The organism is Flavobacterium sp. LK-23 (genome assembly GCF_058135255.1).
This window is the reverse complement of the sequence record NZ_JBYUVT010000002.1, coordinates 156319-172288: the sequence shown is the minus strand read 5'-3', so window position 1 is coordinate 172288 and position 15970 is coordinate 156319. Positions and strand designations below refer to the sequence as shown.

Sequence of the window (15970 nt, the reverse complement as noted above, 5' to 3'; positions counted from 1 at the left end):
TATTAATCATCTAATTAATTAAACTAAATAAGTATCGTTATGAAACTATATATAAAATCATTAGAAACATATTTCATTTTAATATGTTCTTTTATTACGGTTTGCGCTTCGGCACAACAAGATCCCGAATATACCCAGTATATGTATAATACTATGGCGGTAAATCCAGCGTATGCTGGATCTACCGGAACCATAGAAGCAGCACTTTTGTATCGTTCTCAATGGGTTGGAATGCCTGGAGCTCCAGAAACACAATCTTTCTCTATTCATGCTCCTCTTAGAAATGAAAAATTAGGAGTAGGTCTAAGTATTGTAAATGATAAAATCGGACCGTCCAACGAACTGTATCTTGATGGAAACTTCTCTTACTCATTACCTCTCGGGTATGAAAAAAGATTGGCTTTTGGTATAAAAGCTGGTACGAGAATGTTAAACATCGATTGGTCTAAAGGAAGATACTACGATGATGATGATGTTTTGTTAAATCAGAACATTAACAATCAGATGAAACTAGCTGTAGGAGCAGGTATTTACTACTATACAGAAAAATGGTATGTAGGATTCTCTATTCCAAGTTTTATTCAGAATGATTACTATGACGATGTGAAAGAATCTATAGATTATGATCGTTTGCACTACTACTTAATGGGGGGATATGTTTTTGATTTGAATCCAAATTTGAAATTTAAACCAGCATTTTTAGTAAAAGCCGTAAGTGGAGCACCGCTTACCGCAGATGTATCAGCAAATTTCATGATTCAAGAAAAGTTTGTTATAGGAGGAGCGTATCGAACAGATGATTCGATAAGCATACTGGCAGGTTTTCAAATATCACCAAGTTTCTATCTTGGATATGCTTTTGATTATACTGTAAGCCAATTGAATAAATACAATGATGGCTCACACGAGATCATCTTGCGTTATCAATTTGTGAAAAACCAAAGCAAAATTAAATCTCCTCGATTCTTCTAAAAACAAAACTTATGAGAAAACTATATATCCTATGTTTAATTTTGAGCGTTACGTTTAGTTTCGCTCAAAAAACTAATTTGAAGAAAGCTGATGCTTTGTTTAAAAACTTCTCTTATTTGGATGCTTCCAAAGCTTACGAAGAATGTTTGCAAAACATAAAAGATCCATCAGCACAGACTTTGAAGAACGCAGCAGATTCCTACTATTTTATTTCTGATTCTAGAAATGCATTAAAATGGTATAGAAAGCTATATGAAGTGCAAGGAAATAATCTGACCGATATTTACTACCTGCGTTATATTCAATCTATGAAAGCAGTTATGGATTATGACGAGGCAGATAAAATCACAAAAGAATATCTAGATAAAAAAGGTGATAAAGCAGAGATTAATAAATATGTTGCCCAAAAGAAATATATAGACAGCGTTGCTAAAGCAAAACCACTTTACACTATTAAAAATTTGGATATTAATACCAGTAAATCAGATTTTGGAGCTACATTTTTTAAAGATAATGTAGTATTTACGTCAGCTCGTGATACAACAAAGTTTAGTGAAAAATTGTATACCTGGAATAATCAGCCTTTTCTTAACTTGTACATTGCAGAAAGAAATCCGGCAGACGGAAGTTTATTCAACGAGACGGTTTTTCTTCCAAACGTAATGACTAAATATCATGAAGCTACGGCAAGTTTTGATAGTAAAGGAAGTACCATTTATTATTCGACCAATATTGTAAAGAAAAATAAATTGGTTGTTGATGAGGCCAGAGTAAACAATTTTCAGATTGTCAAAGGATCAATTGTCAATAATAAATTAGAAAATCCTCAGAAAGTATTTTTTGATAGCGACGATTATTCTGTAGGACATCCATCATTAAGCGAAGACGGACAATTGCTTTTCTTTGCTTCAGACATGCCTGGAGGTCAAGGTGAAACAGATTTGTACATGGTGAAAATTGCGGCCGACGGAACCATGAGTTCTCCTAAAAATCTAGGGCCAAATATTAATACGATTGGTAACGAAGTGTTTCCATTCTTTCAAAATGGAGTTTTATATTTTTCGTCTGATGGACATTATGGCTGGGGTGATTTAGATGTTTATGAAAGTAAACTTTTACCCGATGGAACATTTTCTGCACCAAGAAATCTTGGAGCGCCTATCAACAGTAATAAAGACGATTTTTCTTTTATAATTGATAGAACAGGTGCTTATGGCTATTTTTCTTCCAACAGAGCAGGAGGAAAGGGCGATGATGATATTTACTCTTTTGTAAAAGGAAAACCAGTTTGCAACCAAAGTATTTCTGGAATGGCTATCGATCATAAAACAAAAAAGCCTTTAACAGATGTTACGATAATGGCATATAACTCTTTTAGTGAAGTTCTGGGCGAAACCAAAACAAACTTTGACGGAAAATATGCTATTGAAGTTCCTTGCAACAAAGTGGTAAAAATGATTGCCGCAAAACTAAATTACAGTAGTGATGATAAAACAGTTGAAACAACTGGTGAAAATGGTGGCGAAATAAAAGATGTAAATTTTGAATTGAGCAATTATGATGACTTAGTTGTCAAAAAACAAGGAGTTGAAAAAGTGGATGTAAATCCAATTTATTTCGATTATGACAAGTATGACATTACACCAAAAGCTGTAGAAGAATTGTCTAAAGTGGTCTTCATCATGCAGAAGTTTCCAAACATCAGAATCAAAATTGAATCGCATACCGATTCACGCGGAAAGGATTCGTACAACTTGAAACTTTCAGATAATAGAGCAAAATCAACTCGAGATTATATCCTTTCGCAGGGCATAGATGCTTCTCGTATCGAAAGTGCTATCGGCTATGGTGAAACACGATTAATTAATAAATGTAAAAATGGTGTAAAATGTTCTGAAGAGGAGCATCTGCTAAATAGACGTTCAGATTTTATCATTATTCAAAAATAGTTCTATATTTGTACTGTAAAGTATTGATTTTCAGTTTAAAATATAAAACGTCAAAACCATTTGGAAGTTGGTTTTTTTTAATTCTTTTTTAAGAATAATGGACAAGGAGGAAATCAGACTGCATGGATTTGCAGTCTGATTTTTGATTTTTTAAAACTTTTATTTTTTCTGCATTTGAACAAAAATAAATTCTAATTTTGATATTCAGTTTTACATTATTATAATCTGCAATATTTTACTATTTATGAGCATTCAAGAGACCATTCAAGCATTACGAAATGAACTTAATCAGCACAACTATAATTATTATGTGTTAGATAATGCTACAATTTCAGATTATGATTTTGATATTAAGCTAAAAGAACTTCAGGATTTAGAAAATAAACACCCAGAGTTTTTTGACGAAAATTCGCCAACTCAGCGAGTAGGAGGAACTGTTACCAAAAATTTCAAAACGATAGCGCATCAATACAGAATGTATTCTTTGGATAATTCTTATTCTAAAGAAGATCTTTTAGATTGGGAAAACCGCATTCAGAAAGTTTTAGGAAACGTAAACCTGCAATACACCTGCGAACTAAAATACGATGGAGCCTCAATAAGTATTACGTACGAAAACGGAAAATTGGTTCAGGCCTTAACGCGTGGAGATGGTTTTCAAGGAGATGAGGTAACGAGCAACATAAAAACCATAAAATCAGTTCCGTTGCATTTAAAAGGAAATTATCCTGATAAGTTTGACATTCGTGGAGAAATTATTCTTCCGTTTGCCGGTTTTGAAAAAATGAACCAGGAATTAATAGAAATTGGCGAAACTCCATATTCAAACCCAAGAAATACTGCTTCGGGAAGTTTAAAATTACAAGACAGTGCTGAGGTAGCCAAACGTCCGCTAGAATGCTTGCTTTATTTTGTAACAGGAAACAATCTGCCTTTTAAAACGCAATATGAAGGACTAGAATTAGCCAGAAGCTGGGGCTTTAAAGTTCCAAAAGAAGCAAAATTAGTTAATAGTATGCAAGAAGTTTTTGACTTCATTGATTATTGGGATGTTCACCGTCATAATTTGCCTTATGAAACAGATGGAGTTGTTGTAAAGGTTAACAGCATTCAGCATCAGGAAGAATTGGGGTATACAGCAAAATCGCCACGTTGGGCAATTGCTTACAAATTTAAATCAGAACAAGTTTCAACTAAATTAAAATCAATTTCGTATCAAGTTGGAAGAACTGGAGCTATCACGCCAGTTGCCAATCTAGAACCTGTGCAGCTAGCTGGAACTATTGTAAAAAGAGCTTCTCTTCATAACGCCGATCAAATTGAAAAATTAGATATTAGAATAAATGATACTGTTTTTGTTGAAAAAGGAGGAGAAATTATCCCGAAAATCATTGCAGTAGATTTAGAAAAACGTCCTGAAAATTCAGAACCAACATATTATATTTCTTATTGTCCAGAGTGCCATACAGAATTGGTTCGAAATGTTGGAGAAGCCAATCATTATTGTCCGAATTTTTATGGATGTCCTCCGCAGATTATTGGAAGAATTCAGCACTACATTTCAAGAAAAGCAATGGATATTGAAGGGCTTGGGGGAGAAACAGTGGCGCTGCTTTTCAAAAATAACCTAGTGCACAATTATGCCGATCTGTATGAATTGAAAGTTGAGGATATTCTGCATTTGGAAAGAATGGCTCAAAAATCTGCAGAAAATCTGGTAAATGGAGTTCAGAAATCAAAAGAAATTCCGTTCGAAAGCGTATTGTTTGCACTTGGAATTCGTTTTGTTGGAGAAACAGTTGCCAAAAAACTAGCCAAACATTACAAAAACATAGATGCTTTAGCACAGGCTTCTTTAATGGATTTAATTTTGGTTGATGAAATTGGAGAAAGAATCGCTAAAAGTGTTATCGAATTCTTCGAAAACGAAGAGAATAGAAAAATTATTGAACGATTAAAAAGTTATGGAATTCAATTTGAAATTGAAGAAAAAATAAACCCAAATGCTACTGATAAATTTGTTGGAAAAACTTTTGTAGTTTCTGGCGTCTTTAGTCAATTTTCTAGAGACGAATTAAAGAAGGCTATCGAAGATAACGGAGGAAAAGTAGGAAGCTCAATTTCTGCAAAAACAGATTTTGTAGTCGCGGGAGATAATATGGGACCAGCAAAACTGGAAAAAGCAACAAAGCTGAACATCACTATATTATCAGAAGAAGACTTTATAAACAAATTGAATGAAGCCTAATAAACCATCATTAATTTTGTTCTTTTTCGGCTTGTTTTGTACCATCATTTTTGATTGGGCAGAACAAGATGTTTTTGCGACATATGCAAAAGCGATTGTTCTCCCTGCTATTTTTATTTATTATTTAATTAGCAGTGAGTTTCAAATCGGAAAAACAGAAGGATTGATTTTTTTATTCTGTTTTGTTGGACAAGTTTATGATTTAATGGATGTTGAAAGCTCTGAATTAGGAGGAGTGCTCAGTTTTCTAGTTGTTTATAGTTTAATCGTCACTATATTTATTCGACAGCACGAAAGAATTAGATTAACCAAACGCGATATTCTGCCTATTTCTATTGTAGTTGTTTTTATAGTCTATTTGTTAATCTCTGTTTTGAGCTTGCAGTTGGACAGTATGAGAAAATTTATCGTAATATACACCGTGTACGGAATCGTTCTGAGTATCTTGAGCTATTTCTGTTTTGTAAGTTACATCACAAAAGGAACACATATAGCGCTACTGATGTCGCTCATGGCTATAAGCTACATTTTCTCAGATATCTTCTATATTTTTAATGAATACTTCTCGTATTCTATTGTTTTAGTTTTAATACGAGATACAACTCAAATTCTAGCTTATTTCTTTATGGTAGAATACTTTTTAGAAAAAGCTAGAATTCAAAAAAAGACTATACAATAATAGTTGCACTTTGGTTTGTATGCGCTTTGTTTTTATCAAAATAGAAATCGATACGGCCTAAATTAATTCCGTAACACCCAACTTGATTAACAAGAACCTCTTTTCCAGCCTTATTTTTTACAATTGTAGGTTTGTCTAAGAAAGTATGCGTATGTCCTCCAATAATTAAATCAATGTCTTGCGTTTGTTCTGCAAATGTCAAATCACTAATTTTTGTTGCATCATCTTTGTATTTATAACCCAAATGCGAAAGACAAATTACCAAATCACATTTTTGTTCTTGCTTTAAAAGTTTTGTCATATCCTGAGCAACTTCCACTGGATTATTGTAAACCGTTTCAAGGTATAGTTTTTTATCTACTAAACCTTGCAATTCAATTCCAACACCAAAAACACCAACCTTAATTCCATTTTTATTAAAGATTTTGTACGGTTTCACATGTCCGTTCATAACCGTATTTTTAAAATCGTAGTTAGAGTTGATAAAGTCAAAAGTTGCGTGCGGAAGCTGAGCATATAATCCGTCAAGACCATTATCAAAATCGTGATTTCCAATTGTAGAAGCATCATATTTCATCATACTCATCAATTTGAATTCTAATTCACCTCCATAATAATTGAAATATGGCGTTCCCTGAAAAATATCACCAGCATCTAATAAAAGTACATTCGGGTTTTCTTTACGAATAGTTTCAATCAACGTTGCACGACGAGAAACACCACCTTTGTTAGGATTACGCGGATCATCAGCAGGAAAAGGGTCAATGTGGCTATGCACATCATTAGTATGTAGAATCGTTAAATGCTTATTCTCGTTACTTTCAAAACTGCTCAAAGACAATCCTAAACTTAGTAGGGCAGTACTCGCTGCTGTTTTTTCGATAAACTCTCTTCTTTTCATTTTATATATTTTTTGCAGAAATGCTTTGCTTGTTTTTTATAATTTTTATTCCTCTGTGATTCTAATATTTTTTGGAGCAACAACAGTGTCAACTTCTTTAAAATAATCAATCAATACATCTCTAAGCTTGTAGTTTAAGTCAAACTTTTGAGTGTTTTTTGCAAAGAAAGTCATGCTGTCTCCACCATTTGCCAAGTAATCGTTTGTAGCAACATAGTATGTTTTGTTTAAGTCAAGCGGTTTGCCTTGCACCATGATGTTTTTTGCCTTATTGTCTTTTGTAATTGTGAAAGTCATTCCAGACAATGGCTGAGGTTTTTTCTCCTTAATAATATAAGCAGCAATTTCTGAGATTTGCTCACCTTTTAAAGCGAGAACAACCAAACTGTTTTCGAAAGGCATAATTTCAAAAGCCGATCTTGTTGTAACATTTCCTTTTGGAAGAATAGCACGAATACCGCCATGATTTAAAAGACATAAATCGATATCTTTCTTTTCGCGCGCGTTAAAAACAATGTTTCCTCTTAGCACACAAACATCTGCCATCAAGCTTCCAATGCCAGTTTGCCATTTTCCAGTGCTTTTGTCAAGAGTTTCTGGGCAATAAGCCAATACATTATCCAAATCTTTATTGATGTGATCGCGATAAGGCTTAATAAAGTTTTCAATTTCAGGAGTTTCTGCAGCTTTTTCAGTAACTGGGAGTTGTTTTCCTTCAATTTTAGTTAAATTGTAGTTATTCTTACTACAGGAAGAGATTAAAAAAAGTGTTAAGAATATAACAAAAAGTTTTAAAAATCCGTTATACTTTTTTAGTTTTACCATTTTAAATGCAACTTAAATAATTAATTTTGTAATCTAGTAAAAGTACTATGTTTTTGAATTATATAAAGGAATTTTTTGTAAAAAAATCATTAAATAATAATTTAAATAAGGAAAAAAACGAAGTATTTACTAAGAACGTCCAATCAATTGGTTTATTGATAGATGAGAGCGATTTTGAGTATTCGGAAGCGGTAGTAAAGGAGTTAACGCTCCACGGAATTGCTTTAGAAAATATAAAAGTTCTTGCGTACAAAGGAAAATTTAAGGAAAAAGAAACCTATTCTCGTCCAACTTTTGGTAAAAAACACATCAGTTGGAACGGAGAAATTACAGAAGGTTTCTTGAATGATTTTGTAAATTCAGAATTTGATCTTTTGCTGAGTTATTATAATGTCGAGAATAGTATTTTGATGTTAATCACGAGTAAGTCAAAAGCTAAATTTAAAGTCGGATTTTCTGCTGTAGATCAGAGGCTAAATCGTTGGATGATTAGTACAGAATTAGGAAGCTATAAACTATTTGTTTCCGAATTGTTTAGGTATTTAAAAAATATAAAATAAATTAATAATAATATGCAATCATTGATAGGAACTGGTGTTGCGCTTGTGACGCCATTTAAAAAAGATTTTTCAGTTGACATTGAGGCTTTACAGCGAATTGTAAACTTCTCTATAGATGGCGGAGTGGAGTATCTTGTTGTGATGGGGACAACAGCAGAAAATGCAACCCTTACAACAGAGGAGAAAGAGTTGGTTATAAAGACTGTAATCGATGTGAATAAAGGAAGATTGCCTCTAGTTTTAGGAGTTGGGGGAAATAATACTATGCAGATTGTTGAGGAGCTAAAAACAAGAGATTTTTCTGCTTTTGAAGCGATATTATCAGTTTCTCCATATTATAATAAACCAACTCAGGAAGGAATTTATCAGCATTTTAAAGCAATTGCGGAAGCTTCTCCAATTCCGGTAATCCTATATAATGTTCCTGGAAGAACGGCAAGTAACATGCTTCCTTCAACAGTGGTGCGTTTGGCTAACGATTTTAAAAATGTTGTAGCTATTAAAGAAGCAGCTGGAGATATGGCTCAAGCGATGCAGATTATTAAAAATGCTCCAAAAGATTTCTTAGTGATTTCTGGTGATGATATGCTAGCTTTGCCGATCGTTTTGGCTGGAGGAGCAGGTGTTATTTCTGTAATCGGACAAGGTTTTCCTAAAGAATTTTCAGAAATGATCCGTTTAGGACTAAATAAAAAAGCGGCTGACGCTTACAAAACACATTACTTTTTGTCAGACAGTATTGATATGATTTTTGAGCAGGGAAATCCAGCTGGAATCAAACAAATCTTCCAAGCCCTTGGAATTGCTGAGAATACTGTTCGTCTACCATTGGTTTCTGTTGATGAATCTCTAGCAACAAGGCTAAATGACTTTGTAAAAAACAGCATTAAATAATTGTTAAAGTGCTAGTATTTTAAGATACTAAAAAATTATTTTGCAGTAGCTAAATTAATAACTAAATTTGCCACCGAAACTTCGGTGCGATTTCACTTTGGCATAATTAATTGTCTGAGAGATTGTAATAACAGTAAGAAAATGAAAAAAATAGTATCGCTATTAATTGTTGTAACTCTTTTTTATTCTTGTGGAGAATATCAAAAAGCGTTGAAAAATGATGATGTTGCAGCAAAATTTGAAGTGGCAACAAAAATGTATGATGCTGGTAAATACACAAAGGCGATTCGTCTTTTTGAGCAACTGGCAACTTCGTACAGAGGAAAACCACAAGCAGAAAAACTGTTTTACATGTTTTCGCAGTCGTATTATAAAACAAAACAATATTATTTAGCTGGTTATCAGTTTGAAGCTTTTGTTTCAGGGTATCCAAGAAGTGAAAAAGTGCAGGAAGCTGCGTTTTTAGGAGCTTATAGTTATTCTAAGTTGTCGCCAGTTTATAGCTTAGATCAAGCAGATACGGTAAAGGCATTAGAGAAATTACAGACTTTTATTGAAAATTATCCAAATTCTGAATATATTCCTCAAGCAAATGAGACTGTACAGAAGCTAAATGGTAAATTGGAGAAAAAAGCTTACGAGAATGCTAAAGGATACAATACAATATCAGATTACAAATCGGCTTTAATAGCTTTTGATAACTTTATTGCTGATTTTCCTGGTACACCATTTAAAGAAGATGCGCTTTTCTATAAATACGATTCTGCATATAAATTGGCAATTAACAGTGTTCCTTCAAAAATGGAAGATCGTTTACATGTTGCACAAACATGCTATGCTAACTTATTGAAGTTTAAAAGCGATACGAAATATAAAAAAGAGGCAGACGAAATGAATGCCAGAGTTGAAACAGATTTACAAAAATTTACTAAATAAAATAAAGTCATGGATTTAAAAAAGACGAATGCTCCTGTAAACACAATAACTTACAATAAAACAGTTATTGAAGAGCCAACAGGAAATGTGTATGAGGCAATTACCATTATGGCTAAAAGAGCAAATCAAATTAATTCAGAGATTAAAAAAGAATTGACTGAAAAATTAGAAGAGTTTGCTACTTACAATGATAGTCTAGAAGAAGTTTTTGAAAATAAAGAACAAATTGAAGTTTCTAAATTTTACGAAAAATTACCAAAACCACACGCTTTAGCTGTTCAAGAATGGTTAGACGGTAAAACTTACCACAGAAGTTCAAACAAATAATAGTACAATGTCAGTTTTAAACGGGAAAAAGATTTTACTGGGTGTTTCCGGTGGAATCGCAGCGTATAAAACAGCCACTTTAGTACGACTTTTTATAAAAGCAGGTGCACATGTCCAAGTGATCATGACACCTGCTTCTAAGGATTTTGTAACCCCACTTACATTATCTACACTATCAAAAAATCCAGTACATTCAAGTTTCTTTAATCAGGATGATGAAGAGGCAGTTTGGAACAATCATGTAGAATTGGCTCTTTGGGCAGATTTTATGTTGGTTGCGCCTGCTACTGCAAATACTTTGTCTAAAATGGCTACAGGAAATTGTGATAACCTTTTAATTGCGACCTACTTATCGGCAAAATGTCCCGTTTACTTTGCGCCAGCAATGGACTTGGATATGTACAAACATCCTTCGACTTTATCGAGCTTTGCGGCATTGAAACAGTACGGAAATATTATGATTCCTGCTGAAAGCGGAGAATTGGCAAGTGGTTTGTCAGGTGAGGGCCGAATGGCTGAACCTGAGAATATTGTAGCTTTTCTAGAAGCTGATTTAGAAAGTAAATTGCCTTTAAAAGGAAAAAAAATACTAGTTACCGCAGGACCGACATACGAAGCGATTGACCCTGTACGTTTTATAGGGAATCATTCGTCAGGAAAAATGGGATTTGATATTGCTAATGAAGCGGCAAGCTTAGGTGCAGAAGTGTTCTTAATTGCAGGGCCAACTCATTTAAAAGCAAAAAATAGTCTGATAAAAGTGGTAGATGTTGTTTCGGCTCAAGAAATGTACGATGCTTGTCATTTGTATTTTAATGAAGTTGATGCGGCAATCGCTGCTGCTGCTGTTGCAGATTACAGACCTAAATTTGTTGCAGATCAAAAGATTAAAAAGAATACTGTCGAATTTTCGATAGATTTAGAGAAAACAAAAGATATCTTGTCTTCTTTAGGCGCTATCAAAAAAAATCAGTTTTTAATCGGGTTTGCATTAGAAACTGAAAATGAAATTGAAAATGCTAAGCTGAAAATTCAGAAAAAAAACTTAGATTTGATTGTTTTAAATTCCTTACAAGATAAAGGTGCAGGTTTTAAAAAAGAAACCAATAAAGTTACTTTTATTGATAAAAATTTTGAGATCGAACCTATGGAATTAAAATCAAAAGAATCTGTTGCGGCTGATATTTTGAATAAAGTTATTCTGCATTTTTCAAAATCATAAATTTAGAATATACGCCGAAAACATAAATTGGAAACAACTTATGTTATAAAATTAAATATCTAGACGATTATGAAGAAGATAGTTACGCTATTAGTATTTTTAAGCTTTGGTTTTGTACAAGCTCAACAGTTAAATTGTACAGTGACTATTAATACAGAACGATTAACAAACCCAAATAATCAGGTTTTTAAAACGCTTCAGACTTCTTTGGCTGAGTTTGTCAATAAAACAGACTGGACAGGCTCTGTTTTAAAACAAAATGAGAGAATAAACTGTTCAATGTATATTACTTTATCATCTAACAGTTCAGATCAATTCACTGGAACCATTCAAGTTCAGTCTTCGAGATTGATTTTTAATTCAACCTATTCTTCTCCGGTTTTAAATTACAACGATAAAGATTTTAATTTTAGATATACAGAGTACGAACCATTATTGTTTAACCCAAGTACTTACGAATCAAACTTAGTTTCTGTAATATCTTTCTACTGTTATGTGATTTTAGGGATGGATGCCGATACTTTTCAGATGGGAGCAGGAAATCCATATCTTCAAACCGCGCAAAATATTGCCAATGTTGCACAACAGGGAGGTTTTAAAGGATGGAACCAATCTGACGGACTTCAAAATCGATACTATTTAATTAATGATATGATTGCTCCAACCTATAGCGATTTGCGTCAGACTACTTATGCATATCATACAGGATTGGATGCAATGACATTGGATACAAAAGCAGCTAAGGAAAAAATCAAAAATGCATTAATGCTTATTGGTAAGTTAAACTCTGTTAAGCCAAATGCTTTTATAACCCGAGTTTTCTTTGATGCAAAATCAGATGAAATTGTTTCTATTTTTTCTGGAGGCCCAAGTATCACAATTACAGATTTAACCGATGTCTTAAATAAAGTTTCGCCGTTAAATTCTACAAAATGGTCACAGATTAAATACTAATCTCGTTTTTCATTTTTATCTTCGCTACTTTTTAACCTTATATTTTTACAAATCGACCTATGATTACATCACTGTCAATTAAAAATTATGCTCTTATCGAAAAACTGGCTATAGATTTTTCTAAAGGTTTTTCTATAATTACAGGTGAGACAGGTGCGGGAAAGTCAATTATTTTAGGGGCTATTGGTCTTGTTTTGGGTAAAAGGGCAGATCTAACTTCATTAAAAAATAAAGAAGAAAAATGTGTTATTGAGGCACAATTTGAAATTGGAAAATATAATTTAAAGGAGTTTTTTGAAGCTAATGATTTGGATTATGAAGATGAAACCATCATTAGGAGAGAAATTTTACCTTCTGGAAAATCTCGTGCATTTATAAATGATAGTCCGGTAAATCTTCAAGAATTGCAAGATTTGAGTTTGTATTTGATTGATATTCATTCACAGCAGCAAACTCAGGAATTGTCAGATGAAAATGTTCAGTTTAAAATTATTGATGCCATTGCAAACAATAATGACATAATTGCTGAGTATCAGAAACTGCTTAAGTCTTATAAGTCAGATAAATCGAAGTTAAATGCTTTGCTTAAAAAACAAAGTGATGCTGGGAAAGAGCAGGAATATCATACATTTTTATTGAATGAACTGGTTGCGGCTCAATTGAAATCTGGAGAGCAGGAAGAGTTAGAAGCAGATTACGAAAAACTGAATAATGTTGAGATAATTAAAGAATCTCTAGATAAATCTTTGACAATTGCCAATGAAGAGCAATTTGGTGTTTTTCATAGTCTGAATGAAATCAAAAATGCTTTGCAAAAAGTTGCACCTTTCTCTGTAGAGTACCAAAATTTGTTTGAAAGAGTAACAAGTTTGACGATAGAGTTTGATGATGTTTCTAAAGAATTGGAAAATTGCTCAGAAAAATTATTGAATGATCCTGCACAATTAGAATTGATCAACCAAAAACTGCAGTCGATTTATAATTTACAGAAAAAACATCAAGTGAGTACTGTAGATGAGTTATTGCAAATTCAGTCCGATTTAGGAAATTCTTTGCTTGAGCTTGATAATATGGATGAAGAAATAGCTTCATTGACTAAAATTATCGAGGAAAAAGCAACAGAGCTTGATGTTTACGCATCGAAAATACATCAAAATAGATTAGATGCAATTCCTACGCTATCAGCACAATTGGTTTCAATTCTCGAGACTTTAGGAATGCCTAATGCACGTTTTAATATGGAATTGCAGCCTTCTGAAACGTATTTTCAAAACGGAAAAGACGAATTGCAATTCTTGTTCTCAGCAAATAAAGGAACAGATTTTGGCTTGCTAAAAAAAGTAGCGTCAGGCGGAGAGATGTCTCGTATTATGCTGGCTGTAAAAGCAATTTTAGCTAAATATTCAAAACTACCAACTTTGATTTTTGATGAAATTGATACAGGGGTTTCGGGAGAAATTGCCATAAGAATGGGAGAAATTATGAAAGAAATGAGTGCAACAATGCAGATATTTGCCATTACGCATTTACCTCAAATTGCGGCAAAAGGAGATTCTCATTTTAAAGTTTCTAAGTCTACAGTTGGCGACGATACGCAATCTGAATTGAAACTTTTATCGCAAGAAGACCGAATTATAGAAATAGCCCAAATGTTATCTGGAGCAAACATCTCTGACTCAGCATTAAATCACGCAAAAGAATTATTGAATTAAAATAGACGAATGGAAAGTTTGAGTTTTTACGAAAATCAATTTATTAAGGCAGACGCATTAATTTCTGAAGGAAATTCTGCAGATGCAAAAGAGCTGCTGGAAGAAATTTTATCTCAGTATCCTGATTTTGGTAAAGCTCACAATCATTTGGGATGGATTTATTATAATAAATTAAGTGACTTCGAAAGAGGAATCTATCATTATAAATTGGCCATGAAGTTTGATTCTAAATATCCAGCTCCATATTTAAATTACACCTATCTGCTAATTGATATAGGGAGATATGCAGAAGCAAAAGAGCATATTAATTTTACATTGGCTAATTTAGAAAATGCAGATAACTCTACTTATAACAGTGAATTAGGAAGGATGGCGGAGTATGAAAGCCAATATACTAAGGCATTCAATTTTTATAAAGAAGCAAAGAGGAATGCATTAAACCCAAATTTTATTGACAATATGAAGGCTAATATGAAAAGGGTTAAGGATAAAATGTCTATTTTTGAAAAATTAAAACTGAAATTGAAATAATACAAAAAAAAATAATTGCAAGATGATTATAGAACCTAGAATGAGAGGATTTATTTGTTTGACTGCCCACCCAACGGGAGCTGAACAAAATGTAAAAAATCAAATCGAATACGTAAAATCTAAAGGAGAAATCGCTGGTGCTAAAAAAGTTTTAGTAATCGGTGCTTCTACAGGTTTCGGATTGGCTTCAAGAATTACTAGTGCTTTTGGTTCTGGTGCATCAACAATTGGAGTGTTTTTTGAAAAACCACCAGTTGAAGGAAAAACAGCTTCTCCAGGATGGTATAATTCTGCAGCATTCGAAAAAGAAGCTCATAAAGCAGGTTTATATGCAAAAAGTATCAATGGTGATGCATTCTCAAACGAAATCAAAAGAGAAACTTTAGATTTGATTAAAGCAGATTTAGGACAAGTAGATCTTATAATTTATAGTTTAGCGTCTCCAGTACGTACAAATCCAAATACAGGGGTTACGCATCGTTCAGTTTTAAAACCAATAGGACAAACTTTTACAAACAAAACTGTTGATTTTCACACAGGAAAAGTTTCAGATGTTTCTATTAATCCTGCAAATGAGGAAGATATTGAAAATACTGTAGCGGTAATGGGAGGTGAAGACTGGGCAATGTGGATTGATGCCTTGAAAGCTGAAAATTTATTAGCTGAAGGAGCTACAACAGTTGCTTATTCTTACATCGGGCCAGCTTTAACTGAAGCTGTTTATAGAAAAGGAACAATCGGTCGTGCAAAAGATCACTTAGAGGCTACTGCATTTACTATCGAAGATTCTTTAAAATCTATCGGAGGAAGAGCTTATGTTTCTGTAAATAAAGCTTTGGTTACTCAAGCAAGTTCTGCAATTCCAGTAATTCCATTGTATATTTCTCTTTTATATAAAATCATGAAAGAAGAAGGGATTCACGAAGGTTGTATTGAGCAAATCCAGCGTTTATTCCAAGACAGATTGTATAATGGTTCTGAAGTTCCTGTTGATGAAAAAGGAAGAATCAGAATTGATGATTGGGAAATGCGTGAAGATGTTCAAGAAAAAGTGGCCAAACTTTGGTTGGAAGCTACAACTGAAACATTGCCAGAAATTGGTGATTTAGCTGGTTACAGAAGTGATTTCTTAAATTTATTCGGATTCGAAGTTCCTGGTGTTGATTACAACGCAGACACTAACGAAGTTGTTGAGATTGAAAGTATCAAATAATATATTTTTACTTAGTAAAACCAAAAACCATCAACCAAAAGTTGATG

Annotated in this window: 15 protein-coding genes; 13 read left to right on the top strand and 2 right to left on the bottom strand. The window is 33.2% G+C overall.

The features are described 5' to 3' along the window. Positions 1-39: 39 nt before the first annotated feature. The 4 genes from AC3Y25_RS04225 to AC3Y25_RS04210 all read left to right on the top strand — a co-directional run bounded on the left by AC3Y25_RS04225 (position 40) and on the right by AC3Y25_RS04210 (position 5848). Positions 40-972, top strand: coding sequence for a PorP/SprF family type IX secretion system membrane protein (locus tag AC3Y25_RS04225; protein ID WP_379800591.1), 933 nt, complete (start codon positions 40-42; stop codon positions 970-972). Between the two features lie 11 nt (positions 973-983). Next, a complete protein-coding gene (locus AC3Y25_RS04220; RefSeq protein ID WP_489901851.1) occupies positions 984-2921 on the top strand; it encodes an OmpA family protein in 1938 nt (645 codons plus the stop codon). A gap of 244 nt (positions 2922-3165) precedes the next feature. Continuing rightward, entirely contained in the window at positions 3166-5169 is a 2004-nt protein-coding gene (ligA, locus tag AC3Y25_RS04215) for an NAD-dependent DNA ligase LigA (protein ID WP_489901850.1), read from the top strand. Next, positions 5159-5848: a hypothetical protein gene (locus AC3Y25_RS04210; RefSeq protein ID WP_427873176.1), complete on the top strand. Its 690-nt coding sequence runs from the start codon at positions 5159-5161 to the stop codon at positions 5846-5848. Before ligA ends, AC3Y25_RS04210 begins: the two co-directional genes overlap by 11 nt. On the opposite strand, the gene AC3Y25_RS04205 is transcribed toward AC3Y25_RS04210, so the two are convergent. Together AC3Y25_RS04205 and AC3Y25_RS04200 are read right to left on the bottom strand one after the other, a co-directional pair. Beyond that, positions 5838-6749 (bottom strand): bifunctional metallophosphatase/5'-nucleotidase, encoded by a 912-nt coding sequence (locus tag AC3Y25_RS04205; protein ID WP_489901849.1) that lies wholly within the window; start codon positions 6747-6749, stop codon positions 5838-5840. The genes AC3Y25_RS04210 and AC3Y25_RS04205 overlap by 11 nt on opposite strands. Positions 6750-6794: 45 nt before the next feature. Continuing rightward, positions 6795-7574: a 5'-nucleotidase C-terminal domain-containing protein gene (locus tag AC3Y25_RS04200; protein ID WP_489901848.1), complete on the bottom strand. Its 780-nt coding sequence runs from the start codon at positions 7572-7574 to the stop codon at positions 6795-6797. Positions 7575-7621: 47 nt separating this feature from the next. On the opposite strand from AC3Y25_RS04200, the gene AC3Y25_RS04195 reads away from it, so the two are divergent. From AC3Y25_RS04195 to fabV, 9 genes are all read left to right on the top strand, one after another. Next, positions 7622-8134, top strand: coding sequence for a DUF6913 domain-containing protein (locus tag AC3Y25_RS04195; protein ID WP_489901847.1), 513 nt, complete (start codon positions 7622-7624; stop codon positions 8132-8134). A 12-nt stretch (positions 8135-8146) separates the two neighbouring features. Then, positions 8147-9028, top strand: coding sequence for a 4-hydroxy-tetrahydrodipicolinate synthase (gene dapA / locus AC3Y25_RS04190; RefSeq protein ID WP_489901846.1), 882 nt, complete (start codon positions 8147-8149; stop codon positions 9026-9028). 141 nt (positions 9029-9169) lie between these two features. After that, on the top strand, positions 9170-9964 hold the full coding sequence (locus tag AC3Y25_RS04185) for an outer membrane protein assembly factor BamD (protein ID WP_250835677.1): 795 nt from the start codon (positions 9170-9172) through the stop codon (positions 9962-9964). A 9-nt stretch (positions 9965-9973) separates the two neighbouring features. After that, complete coding sequence (locus AC3Y25_RS04180) at positions 9974-10291, top strand: DNA-directed RNA polymerase subunit omega (protein WP_008463064.1); 318 nt, start codon at positions 9974-9976, stop codon at positions 10289-10291. A 7-nt stretch (positions 10292-10298) separates the two neighbouring features. Then, complete coding sequence (gene coaBC, locus AC3Y25_RS04175) at positions 10299-11513, top strand: bifunctional phosphopantothenoylcysteine decarboxylase/phosphopantothenate--cysteine ligase CoaBC (protein WP_489901845.1); 1215 nt, start codon at positions 10299-10301, stop codon at positions 11511-11513. Between the two features lie 69 nt (positions 11514-11582). Then, entirely contained in the window at positions 11583-12467 is an 885-nt protein-coding gene (porD, locus tag AC3Y25_RS04170) for a type IX secretion system protein PorD (RefSeq protein WP_427873184.1), read from the top strand. Positions 12468-12526: 59 nt separating this feature from the next. Further along, positions 12527-14179 (top strand): DNA repair protein RecN, encoded by a 1653-nt coding sequence (gene recN / locus AC3Y25_RS04165; protein WP_489901844.1) that lies wholly within the window; start codon positions 12527-12529, stop codon positions 14177-14179. A 9-nt stretch (positions 14180-14188) separates the two neighbouring features. After that, complete coding sequence (locus AC3Y25_RS04160; RefSeq protein ID WP_095927698.1) at positions 14189-14710, top strand: tetratricopeptide repeat protein; 522 nt, start codon at positions 14189-14191, stop codon at positions 14708-14710. Between the two features lie 22 nt (positions 14711-14732). After that, positions 14733-15923, top strand: a complete 1191-nt coding sequence (gene fabV / locus AC3Y25_RS04155) for an enoyl-ACP reductase FabV (protein WP_095927697.1) — start codon at positions 14733-14735, stop codon at positions 15921-15923. Positions 15924-15970 lie beyond the last annotated feature (47 nt).

What these genes read in the sequence shown, in the direction of transcription:
- AC3Y25_RS04225 (WP_379800591.1), top strand. Translation starts at nt 40, where the DNA reads ATGAAACTATATATAAAATCATTAGAAACATATTTCATTTTAATATGT.
- AC3Y25_RS04220 (WP_489901851.1), top strand. Translation starts at nt 984, where the DNA reads ATGAGAAAACTATATATCCTATGTTTAATTTTGAGCGTTACGTTTAGT.
- ligA (WP_489901850.1), top strand. Translation starts at nt 3,166, where the DNA reads ATGAGCATTCAAGAGACCATTCAAGCATTACGAAATGAACTTAATCAG.
- AC3Y25_RS04210 (WP_427873176.1), top strand. Translation starts at nt 5,159, where the DNA reads ATGAAGCCTAATAAACCATCATTAATTTTGTTCTTTTTCGGCTTGTTT.
- AC3Y25_RS04205 (WP_489901849.1), bottom strand. Translation starts at nt 6,749, where the DNA reads ATGAAAAGAAGAGAGTTTATCGAAAAAACAGCAGCGAGTACTGCCCTA.
- AC3Y25_RS04200 (WP_489901848.1), bottom strand. Translation starts at nt 7,574, where the DNA reads ATGGTAAAACTAAAAAAGTATAACGGATTTTTAAAACTTTTTGTTATA.
- AC3Y25_RS04195 (WP_489901847.1), top strand. Translation starts at nt 7,622, where the DNA reads ATGTTTTTGAATTATATAAAGGAATTTTTTGTAAAAAAATCATTAAAT.
- dapA (WP_489901846.1), top strand. Translation starts at nt 8,147, where the DNA reads ATGCAATCATTGATAGGAACTGGTGTTGCGCTTGTGACGCCATTTAAA.
- AC3Y25_RS04185 (WP_250835677.1), top strand. Translation starts at nt 9,170, where the DNA reads ATGAAAAAAATAGTATCGCTATTAATTGTTGTAACTCTTTTTTATTCT.
- AC3Y25_RS04180 (WP_008463064.1), top strand. Translation starts at nt 9,974, where the DNA reads ATGGATTTAAAAAAGACGAATGCTCCTGTAAACACAATAACTTACAAT.
- coaBC (WP_489901845.1), top strand. Translation starts at nt 10,299, where the DNA reads ATGTCAGTTTTAAACGGGAAAAAGATTTTACTGGGTGTTTCCGGTGGA.
- porD (WP_427873184.1), top strand. Translation starts at nt 11,583, where the DNA reads ATGAAGAAGATAGTTACGCTATTAGTATTTTTAAGCTTTGGTTTTGTA.
- recN (WP_489901844.1), top strand. Translation starts at nt 12,527, where the DNA reads ATGATTACATCACTGTCAATTAAAAATTATGCTCTTATCGAAAAACTG.
- AC3Y25_RS04160 (WP_095927698.1), top strand. Translation starts at nt 14,189, where the DNA reads ATGGAAAGTTTGAGTTTTTACGAAAATCAATTTATTAAGGCAGACGCA.
- fabV (WP_095927697.1), top strand. Translation starts at nt 14,733, where the DNA reads ATGATTATAGAACCTAGAATGAGAGGATTTATTTGTTTGACTGCCCAC.